Here is a 16094-nt window from a genome sequence, read left to right on the forward strand (position 1 = left end):
TCTAAATTAAAATTTAGAGAATATTGATATATAAAAAGTGATTGATAATCATCAGAATATCATGCTCATAGGTGGTTCTGCAAAAACTCATCTAGCAATTGGCTTAGCGTTCACTGCAATTGAAAGAAATTACAGGGTAAGATTTTATACTTTAAATGTATTAGCTAGCCAATTGCTTAATGCTAAAACGCATAATTATGAAAGCAAATTCATCGATTCAGTTAAGAGATTCCATCTGATTGTAGTAGATGAATTAGGTTATGTACCACAATACTACGACACAGACCCAAGGAGCAAAAATAATCGATATTACTAGGTAACAAGCGAAAGGAATCATCGTTAATTTGAAAAAAAGTATAAATATATATATTGACAAGCCTAAAATTTGGAGGAATTATGACAAACAACAAATTAGTGATATATCAAAGGCAAAAATAAGGTTACTTTTATAATAATAAATTAAATTATTGACACGCTAAGTAACTTATCATAGCATAATCTTAGAAAACTTGAAAAGTATAATGAAGGCTTTGTAAGATATGATACCATCAATGTTAAAAAAATGATATTAAGAAAAAATGATTGTTTACAGAAGATCGATCAACTTATTGGAGAAAAGATTTATTCTCTAAGACTTGCTAAAGGGGTGTTACGACAACAACTAGCGGATATACTAGAAGTAACGGGGCAGCAGTTATAAAAATACGAAAGAGGCATTAATAGAATATCAATAGGTAGACTAGTTCTTATTGCTAAAGCACTAGATAAAAATATAGAGTATTTTTATAAAGATTTAGAAGATGCTGATATTGTACAGCCAGTATTTGTTGAAAATCATAGTATATGTATAGAAGTTTCAAGGAATTTTATGAAAATTCGTAGTTCAGAGCAACAGCAAGCTGTTAATGCATTGATACGATCTTTGATTACTAAAGAAGTTGAAACATCATAAACTTATAATTAGTAATAGTGCTTGAAAAACAAGACATGGAATAAGAGAAAGCAATAAACAGACACAAGATTTACAACAATTAGTATATCTTGTTAAAATTAAGTCGGATATGATTTTTAAATGCATATAGACGAAAATATGCCTAGATTATGAATACATGTTATTGCCATCTATATGAGGTTTGAGTTTGAAGAGCAATAGATAGATTGAGTACAAGTTTGGTTCAAACTAATATCATGCAACAATTAATACAGCAATTCAAATCGTTCATTATTGCTATTATTGTTTTTTTATTTTTTAATATTGGTTTTTATATTTACCTTTTACATCTACAAAAAGAAAAGGAAAAATTAATGCTTGCTGGTTATTTAGATAGTGTTGGTAGTTTATTATCTCATGATTTGACAACAGTCTTCAACAAATCTAGTATAATAAAACCTTTTTTTATTTAAAAATTTTTCAAGAACAAATAATGTTATAAGCGAAAATACAATAAAAACCACACCATATACAATTTCTATTAAAAATTCAGCAGAGCAGTTTATATTTGATTTACAAGAACTAAGGGATAATTTAAATAAAATATTTCCCCATTACATAGGTTATGCAATCATAATCAATGATTATACTGTTGCATTTGGTCTAGACTATAAAAAAAATTTAAATGTAAAAAAAGATTATCAAATTGATTTAAACACAGTTTTGACCATAAAAGTAGGAATTAACAAAAATTCTAAATTTTATCTTTTAAACAACAATAAAGTGTACCAATATACTTTTATAACTGTAGTTTTGACTTTTTTAATTTGCTCATTGTTTTTGTATGTTTACCTCAGAATAAAAAAAACAAGGGAAGAGAGACTTTATATATTAGAGCGTGATTTATACGAAGAAAAAAAGATTAATAGTACATTGTTGAGCAACAAAAAAATTAATCAAAAACTAAAGAAGCTCTTTATAAAAAAAGCAACCGAGATGTATATCAAGCAAGAAATGGGTATAAGTGATAAGAAAATAATTCAGAATATATCCCCAAGTAACTATTTATTTCCAATGTGCTTATACGATACATCTCCTGAAAAAATAGATATAGTAATTTTAACTAAGTATTTAGAAGAATATTTTTCTCCTTATTTCATTACAATAGCCTTAAAGGTACAAACTAATATAGACACAATTAATGTTAATTGTATGACCGAAGTTTTTTATCAGTTAATTTTTAGCCTTATTTTTAATTTAATGGAATTTATGGATAGGCAGAGTGAAATTCCTAAAATAATGGAAATAAGTTTTACTAACAAGAAAGTTATTATTAAATATGACAGTTTTCCTTTAAACGAAAAAAGAATGGTGGATTTGTCTGAAACTATAGTGTTAGAATATATGGATGTATTTCTACTTAGTTGTCGTAAAATATTCAAATCTCTAAAGGAGCATAAGTTTAAGTACAGTATATCTTCTAATGACGAATCTAATATAGTTGAAATTACTTATCCTATAATAATAGATAAATCAGTACAAAAACAAGTGTTAGATTTTACTAAATATGCGAATAGTATCAGAAAGAAAAAATGAAGAAATATATATTAATAATAATATTAGTTATGTCTAGTATTGCACTTGCTCAAGACCAAGTATCCAACTCTGTTGTACCGGTCACTTATTTTATTAATCACATCAAACAACTAACTCTACTCAAGAATAATTTAACTAAATATAAACAAGCCAGTGTAGTAGGTATTAGTGGAATGGGGAAGACTCAGCTTACTAGAATGTATTCTTATGAGAACAAACAGAATTATGATATTATTTGGTTTATTGACTGTAACTTAGATATTAATGAAGAATTGTTAAAGCTAGTAAAAACTATTAATAGTACTTTTAAATCTAATCTAATATCAGAAGATATAACCTTAGTAAAAAAAGAACTAATGGCTTATTTATCCAGTAAGGATAAATGGTTGCTAGTATTTGATAATTTAAAGATCAAAGAAAATCATAAGGTGCAATAATTTGTTAATTGGGAACATAATGGTCATGTTATTTTTGCTTCCCAAGATAGTGAACTATTACCTAATATAGTCAAAATGACAGCATTTGATAAGCAAAATGCTATTACTCTTGCCAATAATATTTTAAAAAATAATGATCCAAAATCAGCAGAATTTCTAGCACAAGAATTTGTTGGTTACCCTATCCTTATAGTACAGGGGGTACAATTATTGAACCAAGTACCGGGTTTAAATCAAGAAGAATATAAAAAGAAGATGCGAGATTCTGCTGATAAAATTAAATTAAACATTACTTTAGCAATTAAGGAATTAAAGCCAAATGCTAAAAAATTACTAAATAAAATAGCACTAATCAATAACCAAGGTTTTTCTAAGGATATACTAAGAATTATTACTGATGACAAGAATACTATTGATGATAATATTTATCAACTGTCTAAATTTGCTTTAATTTCTAATACTGATCCAAATGAAACCAATCCTGTTTTTGAAATGCATGATGTTATTGCTAATAAGATAATGGAGATAAATGGCGATAAGAATAATAAAAATTATTTAGAAGATATTGTTACTAAATTAATGAACTCTATACCAAGTAGCGTGGTGAAAGCCCATATTTTTAGGAATGCAAAAACAGTGTCTGAAAATCTTGAAATAATCAAAAAAAATGAATAAAAATACAATATCAATGTATATAAACTTATGGAGTTAAATTTACAATTAATAATAAAATATATTAATTCTTTTGATTTTTATAAGGTAACAGAACTAATTAGTTGGTTTAATAAAAATGATCAGGATGGAAAATTCAAGTTATGGTTAATGAACAATAATGAAAAGCGGGTATACGCAGCGTATTTATATATAATAGGACAGTATGGACAATATGGAGATTACAGAAGTTCTAATAATACAGCTATTGGATATTTAGTAAGAGCAAAAGAAGTATTAAATAACGTACAAGGATATGATACTTTAAAATTTAATGTATTTTTCAATTTATCAATGTCTAATATTGTATTAGGGGATATGCAAGAGGTAGAGAAAAATACTCAAATTATCGAGCGGATGTTTAATGAAGGTTCTGTTGACAAAATAGATATACCAATGCTGTATTTTGTTAAAGCTAGATTATTTTTTTATACAGGGAAAATATCTTGAGTCATTAGAACAAGCTAATAAAACTATGGAATCATGTATAAAAAATGGATTAAACCAAGATGATCTATTGCTTACACATCTTTATTTATTAAAAGCTGGGGTGTTAAATATTTTGGGACAATATAAAGAAGCCCATGCTCAAGTTGAACAATTATATGATATGCATAAGCCATCTAAAAAGGAAGACCATGAAGTATTTGGTCAAATCTTTACTGAGATGTCAAGAGCAGAACTGGGATTAGGAAATATTAGGAAAGCTTTAGAATATGCTCAAAAAGCTAAAAATATATTCATTAATGATCCAACTAAAAAAAATGTTAATCTTACAGAATTACAAGACATACGTTTGGCGAAAGCTTTTGTTGTTGAAGGAGATGCGTTAGCGGCTCTTGGTCAAAATGAGAAAGCAGCTGAGTCCTATGCTTCAGCAGAAGTATTATATTATAACAATTATCGGGACAATATGAAAAATGTCGATGAAGTAAGCTACCTGTATTGGGCTGCAGCAAAAGCAACTTGCAATTTACCAAATAAATTTTGGTATATAAAATTTAGCACCCAACTCATAGAAAAATTTGGTGAAAACCACTTTAGAAGTATATATCTTTTGAGTAAGTGTAAAAACTAATAAAATGTGTGATTTATAGACCTTGTTGCAACGATACTGGACTGAAAAATCAAGACAAAAAAATAATAATGTTGTTTCCCATTTTTGCATTTTTCAAGCTGCAATTTGTTCATAATTTTGTATAGAATTTAGATAGACATTCATAGGCTTTTTGTAACCAATACTTGAATGGAATCTTCTATAATTATAGTGATTGATGTAATCATCAATACCACTCTTTAGCTCTTTAATATCTTTAAAATCATTAATAAATATACAATTATATTTTAAAGTTCGGAAAAATCTCTCCATAATTATATTATCAATACTTCTTCCTTTACTATTCATCGAAACTTTAATGTTATGCTCTTGTAAAATTTCAATGTGTTCATGACTAGTATATTGACTGCCCTGATCACTATTAAATATCTGCGGTGCAGGATATTTGTTAAGTGCATCATGCAATACTTCAGTTACCAAACTTACATCCATACTATTTGACAATTTATAACTCAACACAGCTCTACTATGCCAATCTATAATTGCCGCCATGTACATAAATCCCGAATTAGTTCTAACATAAGTGATATCTCTGCTCCAAACCTCGTTAGCGTTAGGTACATCTACAGTTTTACTTGTACCTAGATTAGACCAATATTTATCAAGCAAATAACTATAAATTTTATGCTGTTTATCTTTTCCAGATGTTAACTTTTTCCTCTTTGGATAAATAGCCTCTATGCCAATCATGTTCATATATTTTAGAACCCGATCCTTACCAATAACCAAGCCATCTTCTAATAATTGTCTATGGATATAACGATAACCAAATTCAGGATAATCAGTATATATTTCATCTATTTTATTTAAAATATTTAAGTTATACCCACTAAATGGTTTTGCTTTATAGTACATTGAAGAACGATTAATCTTTAATAATTCATATTGCCTTGTCTTTGGTAACATTGCTAGCTTGGAATCGACAAGTTCTTTTCTATTTGATAAGTCCAAGCTTTGTAGCTTTCCCACAGCCCAATCTCTCTCTACTATTGTTTTTCCAAGAGTTTTCGCTAATTCATCATTTTGTTCTTTCAGCATATTAATTTGTTCCTGATATTTACTTACCAATTTTGCTGGTTCAAAAGCCAATGCTGCATTTGATATAAATTGTTTTTTCCAATTACTAATTGTCTTGGAGTTTATCTCATATTTTGATGCTATCACTGATAATGGACTCTCTTCTTTCAGCACTTCTAATACTATCCTAGTTTTTTCTTCAGCACTAAAAACTCTTACTTTTTCTTTTGTCATTTTTTCTCCTAATTTTTTCTTATTATTTTATCTTAATTAGGAAACTTTTAACTCTATTTTTTTGTCCATTTTCTTCAATCCATTATAAAGGACAACTTCTTGGTTATAAGTTGACCGAGGAATTAAACCCTAATAATAAGTTATATAAATTAAGAGCGTTAATAAATTGGTCTGGTTTAGAGGAGTGATTGTTGGCAAATGTTGATATAAAGAAATTTGGTAGGAATCGCAAATGTCACCGTCTGTTACTTGGGGTGACTATGTTGCAAGCGATTTATAACCTATCAGATGCAGCTTCTGAGGAAGAGCTAAGAGAGAACGTATATGGGCAGTATTTTTGTGGTTGGGAATATTTGCATAAAGATGCTGAGATATCAGAATCTAGTATCCGGCGGTTTCGTGCTATATTAGGAGAAGATGGCTATAATGAGATATTAAAGGAGCTGATAAGGATCGGCTGCAAAGTTGGTGTAGTAAAAAAAAAGACTTAGCATCGATAATCGTTGATACTACTGTACAAATTAAAAATATTAAGTATCCACATGATGTATATTTGATGGATAAGGCAAGAATAGAGCTAGTAAAGTTATGTCATGCTTTAGGCATCAAGTTAAATGAAACATATGCCAAACAATATAAGAAAGACATATTAAAATTATGGAAATATAAAGATAATAGTAAAGCCAAAAAGCGTAAGAAAATAATGAAGCATTTAAAAGTGTTGCTGGGTCGTTTAGTTAGGATATGTCAACGAGAAATATCTAAAGCAAAATTAAGTTTATTGGCAAACCAACAAGAAATACTGAATAAGATAAAGAAGATACAGGCACAATCTATACTGAGTAAAGCAGAAAAAGAACAATATAAAGAAGATAATAAAATATTATATAGTTTTCATGCTCCGGAGGTAGAGTGTATTGGTAAAGGGAAATTAAACAAGCCATACGAGTTTGGCAATAAGGTTTCGATAGCGGTAAGTGGACGAGGTAATTTTGTATTAGCGTCCAAAGTCTTTTCATGGCAATCCGTATGATGGTCATACATTATCGCAGACTGTAGAGGTTGTAAAAAAATTAACAGGAGTCGAAGTAGCAAGAACCTTTGTTGACTTAGGGTATAAGGGGAATAATTTTAAGGAGAAGGGCAAGGTGTATAGCCCACAACTGTTGAAAGTTAAAAACTATAATTCATTGCAACCAAAAATTATACATAAATAATAATCTAACATTTATAATTTTAAATTTACAAGATTAGGCTCTCCGCTGCAAAATAACACTATATCTTTGATAATTTCTGTCTCAAGCAATGACCTATCTGTTTTGTATAATGTATCTACTTCATTTATTTTATCTTCATCTATTAAATTCATAATTTCTAATATTTGTATATTATTCAACTTTCCGTATTTATATGAACTTAATTTGTATATAATCCTTAGTTGTATTTTGGCACCTTTTTTAACTTTCAACAGTTATGGTGTATAGCCCACATTGCAAGAAGAAACTTCCACAGATGATAAGGCAATGATCAAGAGGAGGAGTTGGCCATAGAGCCGATAATAGGACATCTTAAAAGTTATGGTAGAGTTGGCAGAAACTACTTAAAAGGAATAATAGGAGATATCGTTAATCCGTTAATTTCCGCTGTAGGATTGAACTTACGATGTATTGCTAATCACCTTCTCAAAACAAATCTGTCTACATAGAAATTAGCAAATAAAGAAAATTAATCAAATAATTATAAAGTCGTTAACAAGTCATCATGTCAAAATTTCTAAAAGATTAGCTTTTTATAGCAAGAAATTTATTTCAAAAAATCAAATCCCCAAATTTTATGCAAAAATTTTTTGTTAAGGTTTTAATTTTTTGATTTATTCTTAATTCTTAGCATTTCTGACGGGAAGACTAATTAATATAATTGCAATAATTAGCGTTCTGTCACCTGATATTGTAAATCCATATTTTTACCACAAAAAGCCATGCAGATTTTTAGTATTTGCTTAACATATTGATACTGTCTTATTTTTACATCGTATTGCTTATCTATGATCTGTTTTAATCCCATTTGGGCTACCAAGGCTAAATCTTCTGCATTTTTAGCTATCTTATACTCAATAATAATTGCCTTATCTCCTTTACTAGATTTTGGAATCATGATAATATCAGCTCTTCCACTTCCTGACTCCTGTTCACTTGCTATTATGTAGCTAGGTGATAATATATTAACAAGTCCTAGCATAAAGCCACTATAAAATAACTCTGCCTTCTTTTCTCCCGTTTGATAAAAACTGGTAGAATTTACCAACAATTCTTGTAACCGTTCTTTAAATTCTTCTATTTTACCTGCTGCTAATAAACTGATAAAAGAGTAATATCTAGAACTATCAATTTTTAACTGACTAGTAACCCATTGGAGCATCCTTGCTTTATATATATATCTTACTTCTCGATTTGGTGCTGACAATTCATATATATTTTCTTCTGAATTTTGAACTGTAGGGTTTAAATAACCGCTGAACAGTAATAAACTGAGCAATCCTACTGGTTTGTTAATATCAGCAAAACTAATTTGTTTAGTAATAGGTGAGACAATACTTTTTCCAGCAGCTAAGATCTGTAAATCTTCCTGCATTTCGTCTGACAATAATGCTTTATCCACAAGACCTGTGCCTCCACTATCTAGCCAATAATAATCAAGCTTACCTTTATGTGCTAAACATTGCATTATTGACCACGGATTGTAAATTACCTCTCCACCAAATGTATAACCATTATACCAATCCTTAATTTGTTCAGTATTAGTGTCAAGCGGTACTTTTGTAAGCAAATCATCTACCTCTGCTTGAGTGAAACCATAGAACTTAGAGAAATCATCATCAAGTAAGGTATATTCAGTAACATTATTCAAGTCTGAGAACAAATTAGCTTTAGCAACCCGTAATATGCCAGTAATTATACCTTTTTCTAAGTAAGGATTAGTTTTTAGACTACTACCAAATATGCCACGAAATAGTTCAAGTACTTGTTCAAATTCTTCTGATTTATCACCAAATTTAATATATGAACTATTAATCGGTGTATCATACTCATCGATCAATATATAAACTTTTTGATTAAAGTGCTTAAACAGTAGTTTACTTAAGAAAGCTAAACTAATTTTCAACTGCACTAATTCTACCTTATCTGTACCTGTTAAATAATCTTGAAAATTCTTTTTTTCTTCTACACTAAGTTTATCACTACTTTCTAGATATTTATGATGGTCATAAGCATTTTTAACATTTATCCTTATCCCACTCTCAATTTCTTGATAACTACTACCTTTAACGTCCTTAAAATTTATGGAAATAATAGGAAATTGACCTTGACGCTTCATAGCATTTGTTATATTAGCAATTTTTAACGGTTTCAGTATTTTAGTCTCACCAAAGCCTGAATCTACTTTTCCACCAACAAACAATTTGATATTGTTCTGATACTCTAGTGCTAATGGATTTCCCTGTCCATCTATTTCGATTTCTAAGAATCTCCTAATCATATCCATGTTCAAGCTCTTACCCCAACGTCTTGGTCGAGTAATTAGGGTGACTTTACCGCTATCTTCTAATAATTCCTTGATCATTAAACTTTTATCAACGAATATATCGCTATTAATTAGCAGATCATAGAAGTCATCACTACCCACTAACATCTTTGGTTGATAATTAATATTATTTTTGCTCTTTTTTTCTGTCATTATTTTTACGAGTTTCTATTGACTATAATATCATTATACACCTGTTTTATTATCCACTAATAGATATTAGTAAAATTTCTGCTAATCATACTATTTTTTATCAATATTGAAGTCAAACCTAATTTTGGAAAATTAGGAGTCTATTAGGTAATTTAAACTCAAGAATTTTTTCTTTATACTTCATAATTTTACTCCTTGTTGTTTAATAAGTTTATGATCATAATTACCTTAGTATTCACAATAATTCCCCAATAATTCCTGTAACAAGTTTTGGTCAGAATTACATATGTAGTTAAAATCTTTACTTCCAAATAAATTAGTGAGATAATCGCTCGCGTCTATAGCCTTATTTATGTTAATGTTTAAGTTACTAGCAAGTTTCTTAAGTAATACCGAGTTATTAAGTAATGGATTATCATACTTAATGCCCTCTAGTACATTAACTGATGTATAATCATTTTGAGTTGAAATATCTACTTTAATAGGTTCTTTTATAAACTTACTTTTAACTTTTACTAACTTTAATGCTTTTTGTTCAGTAGCAGCATCTAATTTTTTTTCTAAGAAAGTATGTGGCTTTTTATTATTAATTTTTTTGGAAGCATTATCTTTGTTAAGGTTAACTGCTTTATTCTCTCGACTACCTATTACATTATCAGCCACTTTAGCTCCTTTTTGCTCAAAAACTCTTTGGTTTTTAGTGGATATAACAGTGTTTTCAATAGTTACATCCTCTACTAATAAAGGAGATTCAGATGCTGATATTTCTTTTATTAGATGCCATACAACTTTCTTTGATTGTAGATTGGTTCTTTTCTCCCATATATTTAATGTTGCATCATCAGAACCTGAGGCAAGGTATTTACCATCAGGGGAATAGCTTATACAACTGATTTCAGCAATGTGTCCTGTTAGATGTTTAAGTAACCTACCATTTTTAATATCCCATATTTTTATTGCCGAAGAACCTGAGGCAAGGTATTGACCATCAGGGGAATAGCTTAGACACCTACCACTAGTAGTGGATTCTTCTAGATTTTTTAGTAAACTAAAAAATTTAACACAATACCAATCCTTAATATACCATACTTTTACTGTATTGTCATTAGAACATAAAGCAAGGTATTGACCATCAGGGGAATAGCTTACACGCTGAGGACCGTTGGAGTATCCCTCTAGAGTTTTGAGTAACTTACCATTTGTAGCATTCCATATTCTTACTGTTTTATCACAAGAACATGAGGTAAGATATTTACCATCATGAGAATAGCTTATACACTCAACAGTATCGGTATGTTTTGTTAGATTATAGAGTAACCTACCATCCTCAACATTCCATATTTTTACTGTGTGGTCATAAGAACCTGAAGCAAGATACTGCCCATCAGGGGAATAGCTTATACACTTGATACTCCAAGCATGTCCCTTTAAATTTTGTAACCTACCATTTTTAATGTCCCATATTATTACTGTTTTATCCAAAGAACCCGAAGCAAAATATTTGCCATCAGGGGAATAGCTTATACACTCAACAATGTCGGTGTGTTCTCTGATCTCTTTGAGTAATCTACTATTTTCAACATCCCATATCTTTACTGTTTTATCATAAGAACCTGAAGCAAGATATTTACCATCAGGGGAATAACTTAGACAGTATACAATATTGGTGTGTTCTTTGAAATCTTTGAGTAACCTACCATCCTCAACATTCCATATTTTTACTGTACAATCCTCAGAACCTGAGGCAAGATATTTGCCATCAGGGGAATAGCTTAGACACCTGATCACATTGGTGCTGTGTCCTGCTATATTTTGGAGTAACATATAATCCTTGATATTCCATATCTTTACTCTTGGTATATCCGAATAACCTGAGGCAAGATATTTGCCATCAGGGGAATAGCTGATACACTCGACCCTGCCTAGGTGTGTTATTAAAGTTTGGAGTAAGCTACCATTTTTAGCATCCCATATTTTTACTATGTTATCCTGAAAACCTGAGGCAAGGTATTGACCATCGGGGGAATAGCTTATACACGTGACAACATACATGTGTTTTTCTAAATTGTGGAGTAACTTACCATTTGTAGCATTCCATATTTTTACTGTGTTATCTATCACACTTGAGACGGCAAGGTATTGACCATCAGGGGAATACCTTATATCACGAACTACATCGGTCTGTTCATTTAGATTTTGGAATAAGTTACCGTTCTCAGCATTCCATATTTTTATAGTGTGAGCTTCACTTGAGGCAAGATACTTGCCGTCAGGGGAATAGCTTATACATTTGACACCACTGGTGTGTCCTGTTAAAGTTTGGAATAATTTACTATTCTCGATGTCCCATGTTATTACTGTTTTATCCAAAGAACCCGAAGCAAAATATTTGCCATCAGGGGAATAGCTTATACACGTATGTCCCTTTAGATTTTGGACTAATCTATCATTCTTATCATTCTCAGGATTCTCAACATTCCATATTTCTAATATGGGGTTCATATAACAAGAACCTGAGGCAAGCTGTTTTCCATCATGGGAATAGCTTATATACTTTACACCATAGCGTGTATGTCCTTCTAGATTTTGGAGTAACCTACCATCCTTAGCATTCCATATTTTTACTGTGTTATCAGTAGAACCTGAGGCAAGATATTTGCCGTCAGGGGAATATCTTATACACTTGATGTACCAAGTGTGTCCTTCTAGATTTTGGAGTAACTTACCATTCTTAGCATCCCATATTTTTACTGTGTTATCAGTAGAACCTGAAGCAAGATATTTACCATCAGGGGAATAACTTAAACAGTATACAGGAGCATTATGCTCTAAATCAGGATGTATTGATAACTTAATATCTGTCATATTAGTACCAATAAACTTAGCACCTACTAGATTTGTATTAGTTAAATTAACTTCAGTTAAATCCGCATTGCTAAAATCTACATATTGAAAAATCCCATTTCTAATGTTTGCTCCTTTGATTGATATATTACTTAAATCTTCTCCAGAAAATGAATACTGTGCTGCTATCAGTAATGTTATACTATTAGCTGCTAAAGTTACTGCTTCATCAGATTTATCTCGCTTAGTTACCTTGACAGCTTGTCTTAAAAATTTTTGTAAATTCTTGTCATAAACTAAATCTTCTGCAATTAATTTAATGAGGTCAACATCTTTAACTATGCTATGGCTAGCTAGTATCTCACTTTTTTCAGATTTTTCAACTTCATCTTTAATTACTTCAAATAAATAATAATTTTTAAATATAACATGGGCAAATCCTATTTCTACTTCTTGCTTTATTTGAACTTTAGACGCTGAAGTTTTAGTTTCAATTTTTAGCGGTAGAAGCTTTAGTATATGATATAATGCTTGTTGCGTGAATAAAGTTGATTCTTCATATCCAAAAGCCTTAAATAACTCACTGTCATCTTTAATCCTAAATTCATTTGGTAAATGTAGCTGCATAGCTATGTATTTACCTAGCTCTTTTAACAGTTGATTTAATTCTAGTTCCTGAGGGGTTTTTTTATGGTCTATATTAAGGTCTAGCAATAATTTGAGCATTTCGTCTTGTTGATTTTTGTGTAACTCTTCTACTAGCGTGCCTTGCTGAATTTTAAGATATTCATCATAAATATCTTGTCTGGTAATAGGTTTTTCTTCCGTTGAAGGTATATGTATTGAAGGTATTGTTTGCATCACAATTGTAAACATAAAACCAGTATCAATCATTGGTTCTATTTTTAATTTAGCAATTCTATCTAAATAATATTTTTCATCATGATCTGGATCATTGTTACACTTATCAACATATTTAACATATTGGCTTACATAGTCTTCTAATTTTTGTTCATCACTATAATTAATAGGAGCAATATAACAAACTTCAAGTTGCTTTGACTCAGGCATAAACCAATTATAATCATTATTACTTGGTAAGTAGTCTGTTCTACAAGAAATTAATATTTTAGGATTTTCTAACTTTTTAATATAATCCTTAATTAATACTTCACGACTAGTAGCAATTCCTAATCCTTCGTCAAAACTATCAATATACAAATGGGCATTTTTAAGATCATTAAGTTTAAGATTAGTACCTAGTGCATTATTAATAGAATCTATGATTTTAACTAAATCAATATTACTAGCCAAATTAAAATATATTGGAAGTGGGTCACCAATCTTCCAGTTTTTTACTGCCTCAATAAACTTTAATTGTAGAGTGATACTTTTACCAGCACCAGCTACGCCAAGCAGTAACATTACCTCTTTTTGACTGCCCCAAAAATTATCTATTTTACTGGATAAAATATCGGTTTTTAACTTGGCATACCTATATGGATCAAGTCCGGTACTATAAAGTTCTATGTATAAATTTTTAGTATTTTCTATATTTTGATTGCTGACTAACTTTCTTACCTCTATATCACTTATTAAGTTTTCTATATCTTCATTAATACTTATCGATGATTTATTACTTTTAAGTCGTTCTTTGATTTTATTGATATAGTGGGTAAAAATAATATTTTTTTTATAATTGTCATCACCAATTTTTTTTACTCCTTTGATAGCGTCTTTAATTGAACTCCTATTTTCTGGTGTCTGTTGTATTAAGCTGTTAACTAAGACTTTAACTTGATCATGATCAATATCTGTGACTTTTGTAATATCTTCTATAATTCTGCCACAAGCAAATGACAAGGCTGTCTCAACATCAATAATTCCTTTGTCTTGTTGTAATTCTGGAGCACTAAACTCTTTTGTGTGTTGAAAAAAATATTTACAGATATTAAATTTTGTTTTCTCTTCTTCTTTGTCAATTTTAACTATTCCACCAAGATCAATGATTGTCGCCTTCCTTGTATCTGTATCATAAAGAGTATTATCTGGCTTTAGATCTGTCATTGCAACATTCTGCCCTAATAAATCTCGTGTTTTTTGAAACACATCTAATAGATAAGGTTTTTGATATTCCCACTTTTGGTAGTTTGGATTTGCAAACACTTTAGTTGCTGTATTTTGTGGTAGCACTTCCATCATCAAATATCCTTTACGATGATTCTGCCCTACATTTCTATCAGTAACCAACGCCATATCAAAAACACTTGGTGCATATATTATATCTGCTACATCATTGGTAAAATAATCTCTAAGGGTTGTGTCAATAATTTGTTCATAAGATGGCTCTAGAGAGTTAATACTTTTAGTCTTTTTGATACAAATCAAATCACCAGGCTTGGATTTAGCATCAAATAAGCTTAAAGCAAACCTTACTGTACCAAAACCACCTTTACCAATTGTAATCTGTTGTTTTCCTCCTTGTAACTTATCTTTTAGGTAATCACTGCTAGCAACTTCTTTAATAACTTGTTCATTATCACTTAGGTTATTTAACAGCAAATACATACCACCATCTTCACCCATAATCACTGTACTAGGTAAATTAAACTCCTCTTTATCAAATCTGCTAGTTAAAATTGCTTCCTTCAGTTGATTAAATTTATTCTGATCACTAAAATGATTTTTTAGGGTTTTTAGTGTATCAGTAGTTAGCTTAGTACTATCAACAGCAATGTTTGGGTCTTTCCATAAAAGAAACTCAATTGCTTTTTCTATTTCGGCTTTAATTGGCTTAAATAAATCTTCTTGTAAAATATCTATTGAATCTTCTTCAAACAAGATATCGCCTACTTCAAGCATTTTCTTTGTTATTCGCCAGTCTATTTGGTCATTTTCATTCTCAAATAGCAATTCTTGTACTAGTATACTTATACCACTTATGAATATGTTACGTTCTGCTCCTTTTATAGATTCTGCTTCAACCTTACATGATACATCAAAATAACGTACCCATGGTTTATATAATTCGTCTCCCTGAAAAGCCTTATGCAACTTTTCCATGATCTTATTTGAAGCAGATATATACTTTTCAGCCTTAGGATTCTTTAAATTATTTAGGTATTTTATTCCTAAATCCAGTTTCTCATACTTATCTAGGGATGGATCACTTAGTACTTGTTCCAGCAGATTAAATTTCTTTTCATTACTTATATCTTTTGAATCTAAAGTAGTTTTTACTTCATTTATATTTGTTATTTTCCCTCCTACTAGTACTAGAACAACTTCTTGCATTTGTTCTTTAGACATATTCGTACCCCAGCTATAGTAGTTAATTTATATGAAAGTCTTTATATTTTTATTAAAATTGTAACAGTATTCGTATTTGATTAGTACACTTGAATATTCATCTGACAGTCAAAACTTAACTGACAATCAGAGGGTGATTTTACAGTATCTATCAGATCAAATC

General features: G+C 30.0%; 13 protein-coding genes and 1 pseudogene. 10 read left to right on the top strand and 4 right to left on the bottom strand.

Translation table 11 applies throughout. From position 1 onward, the window contains the following. The first annotated feature begins 37 nt into the window (after nucleotides 1-37). The 8 genes and pseudogenes from AAHM86_RS00685 (at nucleotide 38) to AAHM86_RS00720 (ending at nucleotide 4753) form a co-directional block, all read left to right on the top strand. Nucleotides 38-316, top strand: a complete 279-nt coding sequence (locus AAHM86_RS00685) for an ATP-binding protein (RefSeq protein ID WP_342267913.1) — start codon at nucleotides 38-40, stop codon at nucleotides 314-316. A gap of 249 nt (nucleotides 317-565) precedes the next feature. Beyond that, nucleotides 566-952: pseudogene (locus tag AAHM86_RS00690) on the top strand (helix-turn-helix domain-containing protein). A 236-nt stretch (nucleotides 953-1188) separates the two neighbouring features. Next, a complete protein-coding gene (locus AAHM86_RS00695) occupies nucleotides 1189-1404 on the top strand; it encodes a hypothetical protein (protein ID WP_342267914.1) in 216 nt (71 codons plus the stop codon). 340 nt (nucleotides 1405-1744) lie between these two features. After that, on the top strand, nucleotides 1745-2527 hold the full coding sequence (locus tag AAHM86_RS00700; RefSeq protein WP_342267915.1) for a hypothetical protein: 783 nt from the start codon (nucleotides 1745-1747) through the stop codon (nucleotides 2525-2527). Beyond that, nucleotides 2524-2964 (top strand): hypothetical protein, encoded by a 441-nt coding sequence (locus AAHM86_RS00705; protein WP_342267916.1) that lies wholly within the window; start codon nucleotides 2524-2526, stop codon nucleotides 2962-2964. Before AAHM86_RS00700 ends, AAHM86_RS00705 begins: the two co-directional genes overlap by 4 nt. 75 nt (nucleotides 2965-3039) lie before the next feature. Beyond that, entirely contained in the window at nucleotides 3040-3639 is a 600-nt protein-coding gene (locus tag AAHM86_RS00710) for a hypothetical protein (protein ID WP_342267917.1), read from the top strand. A gap of 27 nt (nucleotides 3640-3666) precedes the next feature. Continuing rightward, the gene (locus tag AAHM86_RS00715; protein ID WP_342267918.1) at nucleotides 3667-4125 is read left to right on the top strand and encodes a hypothetical protein; all 459 of its coding nucleotides are present in this window, start codon (nucleotides 3667-3669) and stop codon (nucleotides 4123-4125) included. Beyond that, nucleotides 4082-4753 carry a hypothetical protein gene (locus AAHM86_RS00720; RefSeq protein ID WP_342267919.1) on the top strand — a complete coding sequence of 224 codons (672 nt, stop codon included), beginning with the start codon at nucleotides 4082-4084 and terminating at the stop codon, nucleotides 4751-4753. The genes AAHM86_RS00715 and AAHM86_RS00720 overlap by 44 nt, the downstream gene beginning before the upstream one ends. A gap of 93 nt (nucleotides 4754-4846) precedes the next feature. On the opposite strand, the gene AAHM86_RS00725 is transcribed toward AAHM86_RS00720, so the two are convergent. After that, nucleotides 4847-6043 carry an IS3 family transposase gene (locus tag AAHM86_RS00725; protein ID WP_342267920.1) on the bottom strand — a complete coding sequence of 399 codons (1197 nt, stop codon included), beginning with the start codon at nucleotides 6041-6043 and terminating at the stop codon, nucleotides 4847-4849. A 188-nt stretch (nucleotides 6044-6231) separates the two neighbouring features. Here AAHM86_RS00725 and AAHM86_RS00730 point away from each other — a divergent pair, with 188 nt between their 5' ends. Together AAHM86_RS00730 and AAHM86_RS00735 are read left to right on the top strand one after the other, a co-directional pair. Then, nucleotides 6232-6534: a transposase gene (locus AAHM86_RS00730; protein ID WP_342267921.1), complete on the top strand. Its 303-nt coding sequence runs from the start codon at nucleotides 6232-6234 to the stop codon at nucleotides 6532-6534. Nucleotides 6535-6596: 62 nt separating this feature from the next. After that, the gene (locus tag AAHM86_RS00735; protein ID WP_342267922.1) at nucleotides 6597-7076 is read left to right on the top strand and encodes a hypothetical protein; all 480 of its coding nucleotides are present in this window, start codon (nucleotides 6597-6599) and stop codon (nucleotides 7074-7076) included. A gap of 195 nt (nucleotides 7077-7271) precedes the next feature. On the opposite strand, the gene AAHM86_RS00740 is transcribed toward AAHM86_RS00735, so the two are convergent. The 3 genes from AAHM86_RS00740 to AAHM86_RS00750 form a co-directional block, all read right to left on the bottom strand. Continuing rightward, nucleotides 7272-7412, bottom strand: a complete 141-nt coding sequence (locus AAHM86_RS00740) for a hypothetical protein (protein WP_342267923.1) — start codon at nucleotides 7410-7412, stop codon at nucleotides 7272-7274. 557 nt (nucleotides 7413-7969) lie between these two features. After that, entirely contained in the window at nucleotides 7970-9778 is a 1809-nt protein-coding gene (locus AAHM86_RS00745; protein ID WP_342267924.1) for an AAA family ATPase, read from the bottom strand. Between the two features lie 228 nt (nucleotides 9779-10006). Continuing rightward, a complete protein-coding gene (locus AAHM86_RS00750; protein ID WP_342267925.1) occupies nucleotides 10007-15931 on the bottom strand; it encodes a pentapeptide repeat-containing protein in 5925 nt (1974 codons plus the stop codon). Nucleotides 15932-16094 lie beyond the last annotated feature (163 nt).

Origin of the sequence: Candidatus Tisiphia endosymbiont of Empis tessellata (genome assembly GCF_964031035.1) — a bacterium.
Taxonomy (GTDB): domain Bacteria; phylum Pseudomonadota; class Alphaproteobacteria; order Rickettsiales; family Rickettsiaceae; genus Tisiphia.

Coding starts and splice junctions, on each gene's coding strand:
- AAHM86_RS00705 (WP_342267916.1), top strand. CDS start 2,524: ATGAAGAAATATATATTAATAATAATATTAGTTATGTCTAGTATTGCA.
- AAHM86_RS00750 (WP_342267925.1), bottom strand. CDS start 15,931: ATGTCTAAAGAACAAATGCAAGAAGTTGTTCTAGTACTAGTAGGAGGG.
- AAHM86_RS00710 (WP_342267917.1), top strand. CDS start 3,040: ATGACAGCATTTGATAAGCAAAATGCTATTACTCTTGCCAATAATATT.
- AAHM86_RS00745 (WP_342267924.1), bottom strand. CDS start 9,778: ATGACAGAAAAAAAGAGCAAAAATAATATTAATTATCAACCAAAGATG.
- AAHM86_RS00725 (WP_342267920.1), bottom strand. CDS start 6,043: ATGACAAAAGAAAAAGTAAGAGTTTTTAGTGCTGAAGAAAAAACTAGG.
- AAHM86_RS00715 (WP_342267918.1), top strand. CDS start 3,667: ATGGAGTTAAATTTACAATTAATAATAAAATATATTAATTCTTTTGAT.
- AAHM86_RS00695 (WP_342267914.1), top strand. CDS start 1,189: ATGCAACAATTAATACAGCAATTCAAATCGTTCATTATTGCTATTATT.
- AAHM86_RS00740 (WP_342267923.1), bottom strand. CDS start 7,412: ATGAATTTAATAGATGAAGATAAAATAAATGAAGTAGATACATTATAC.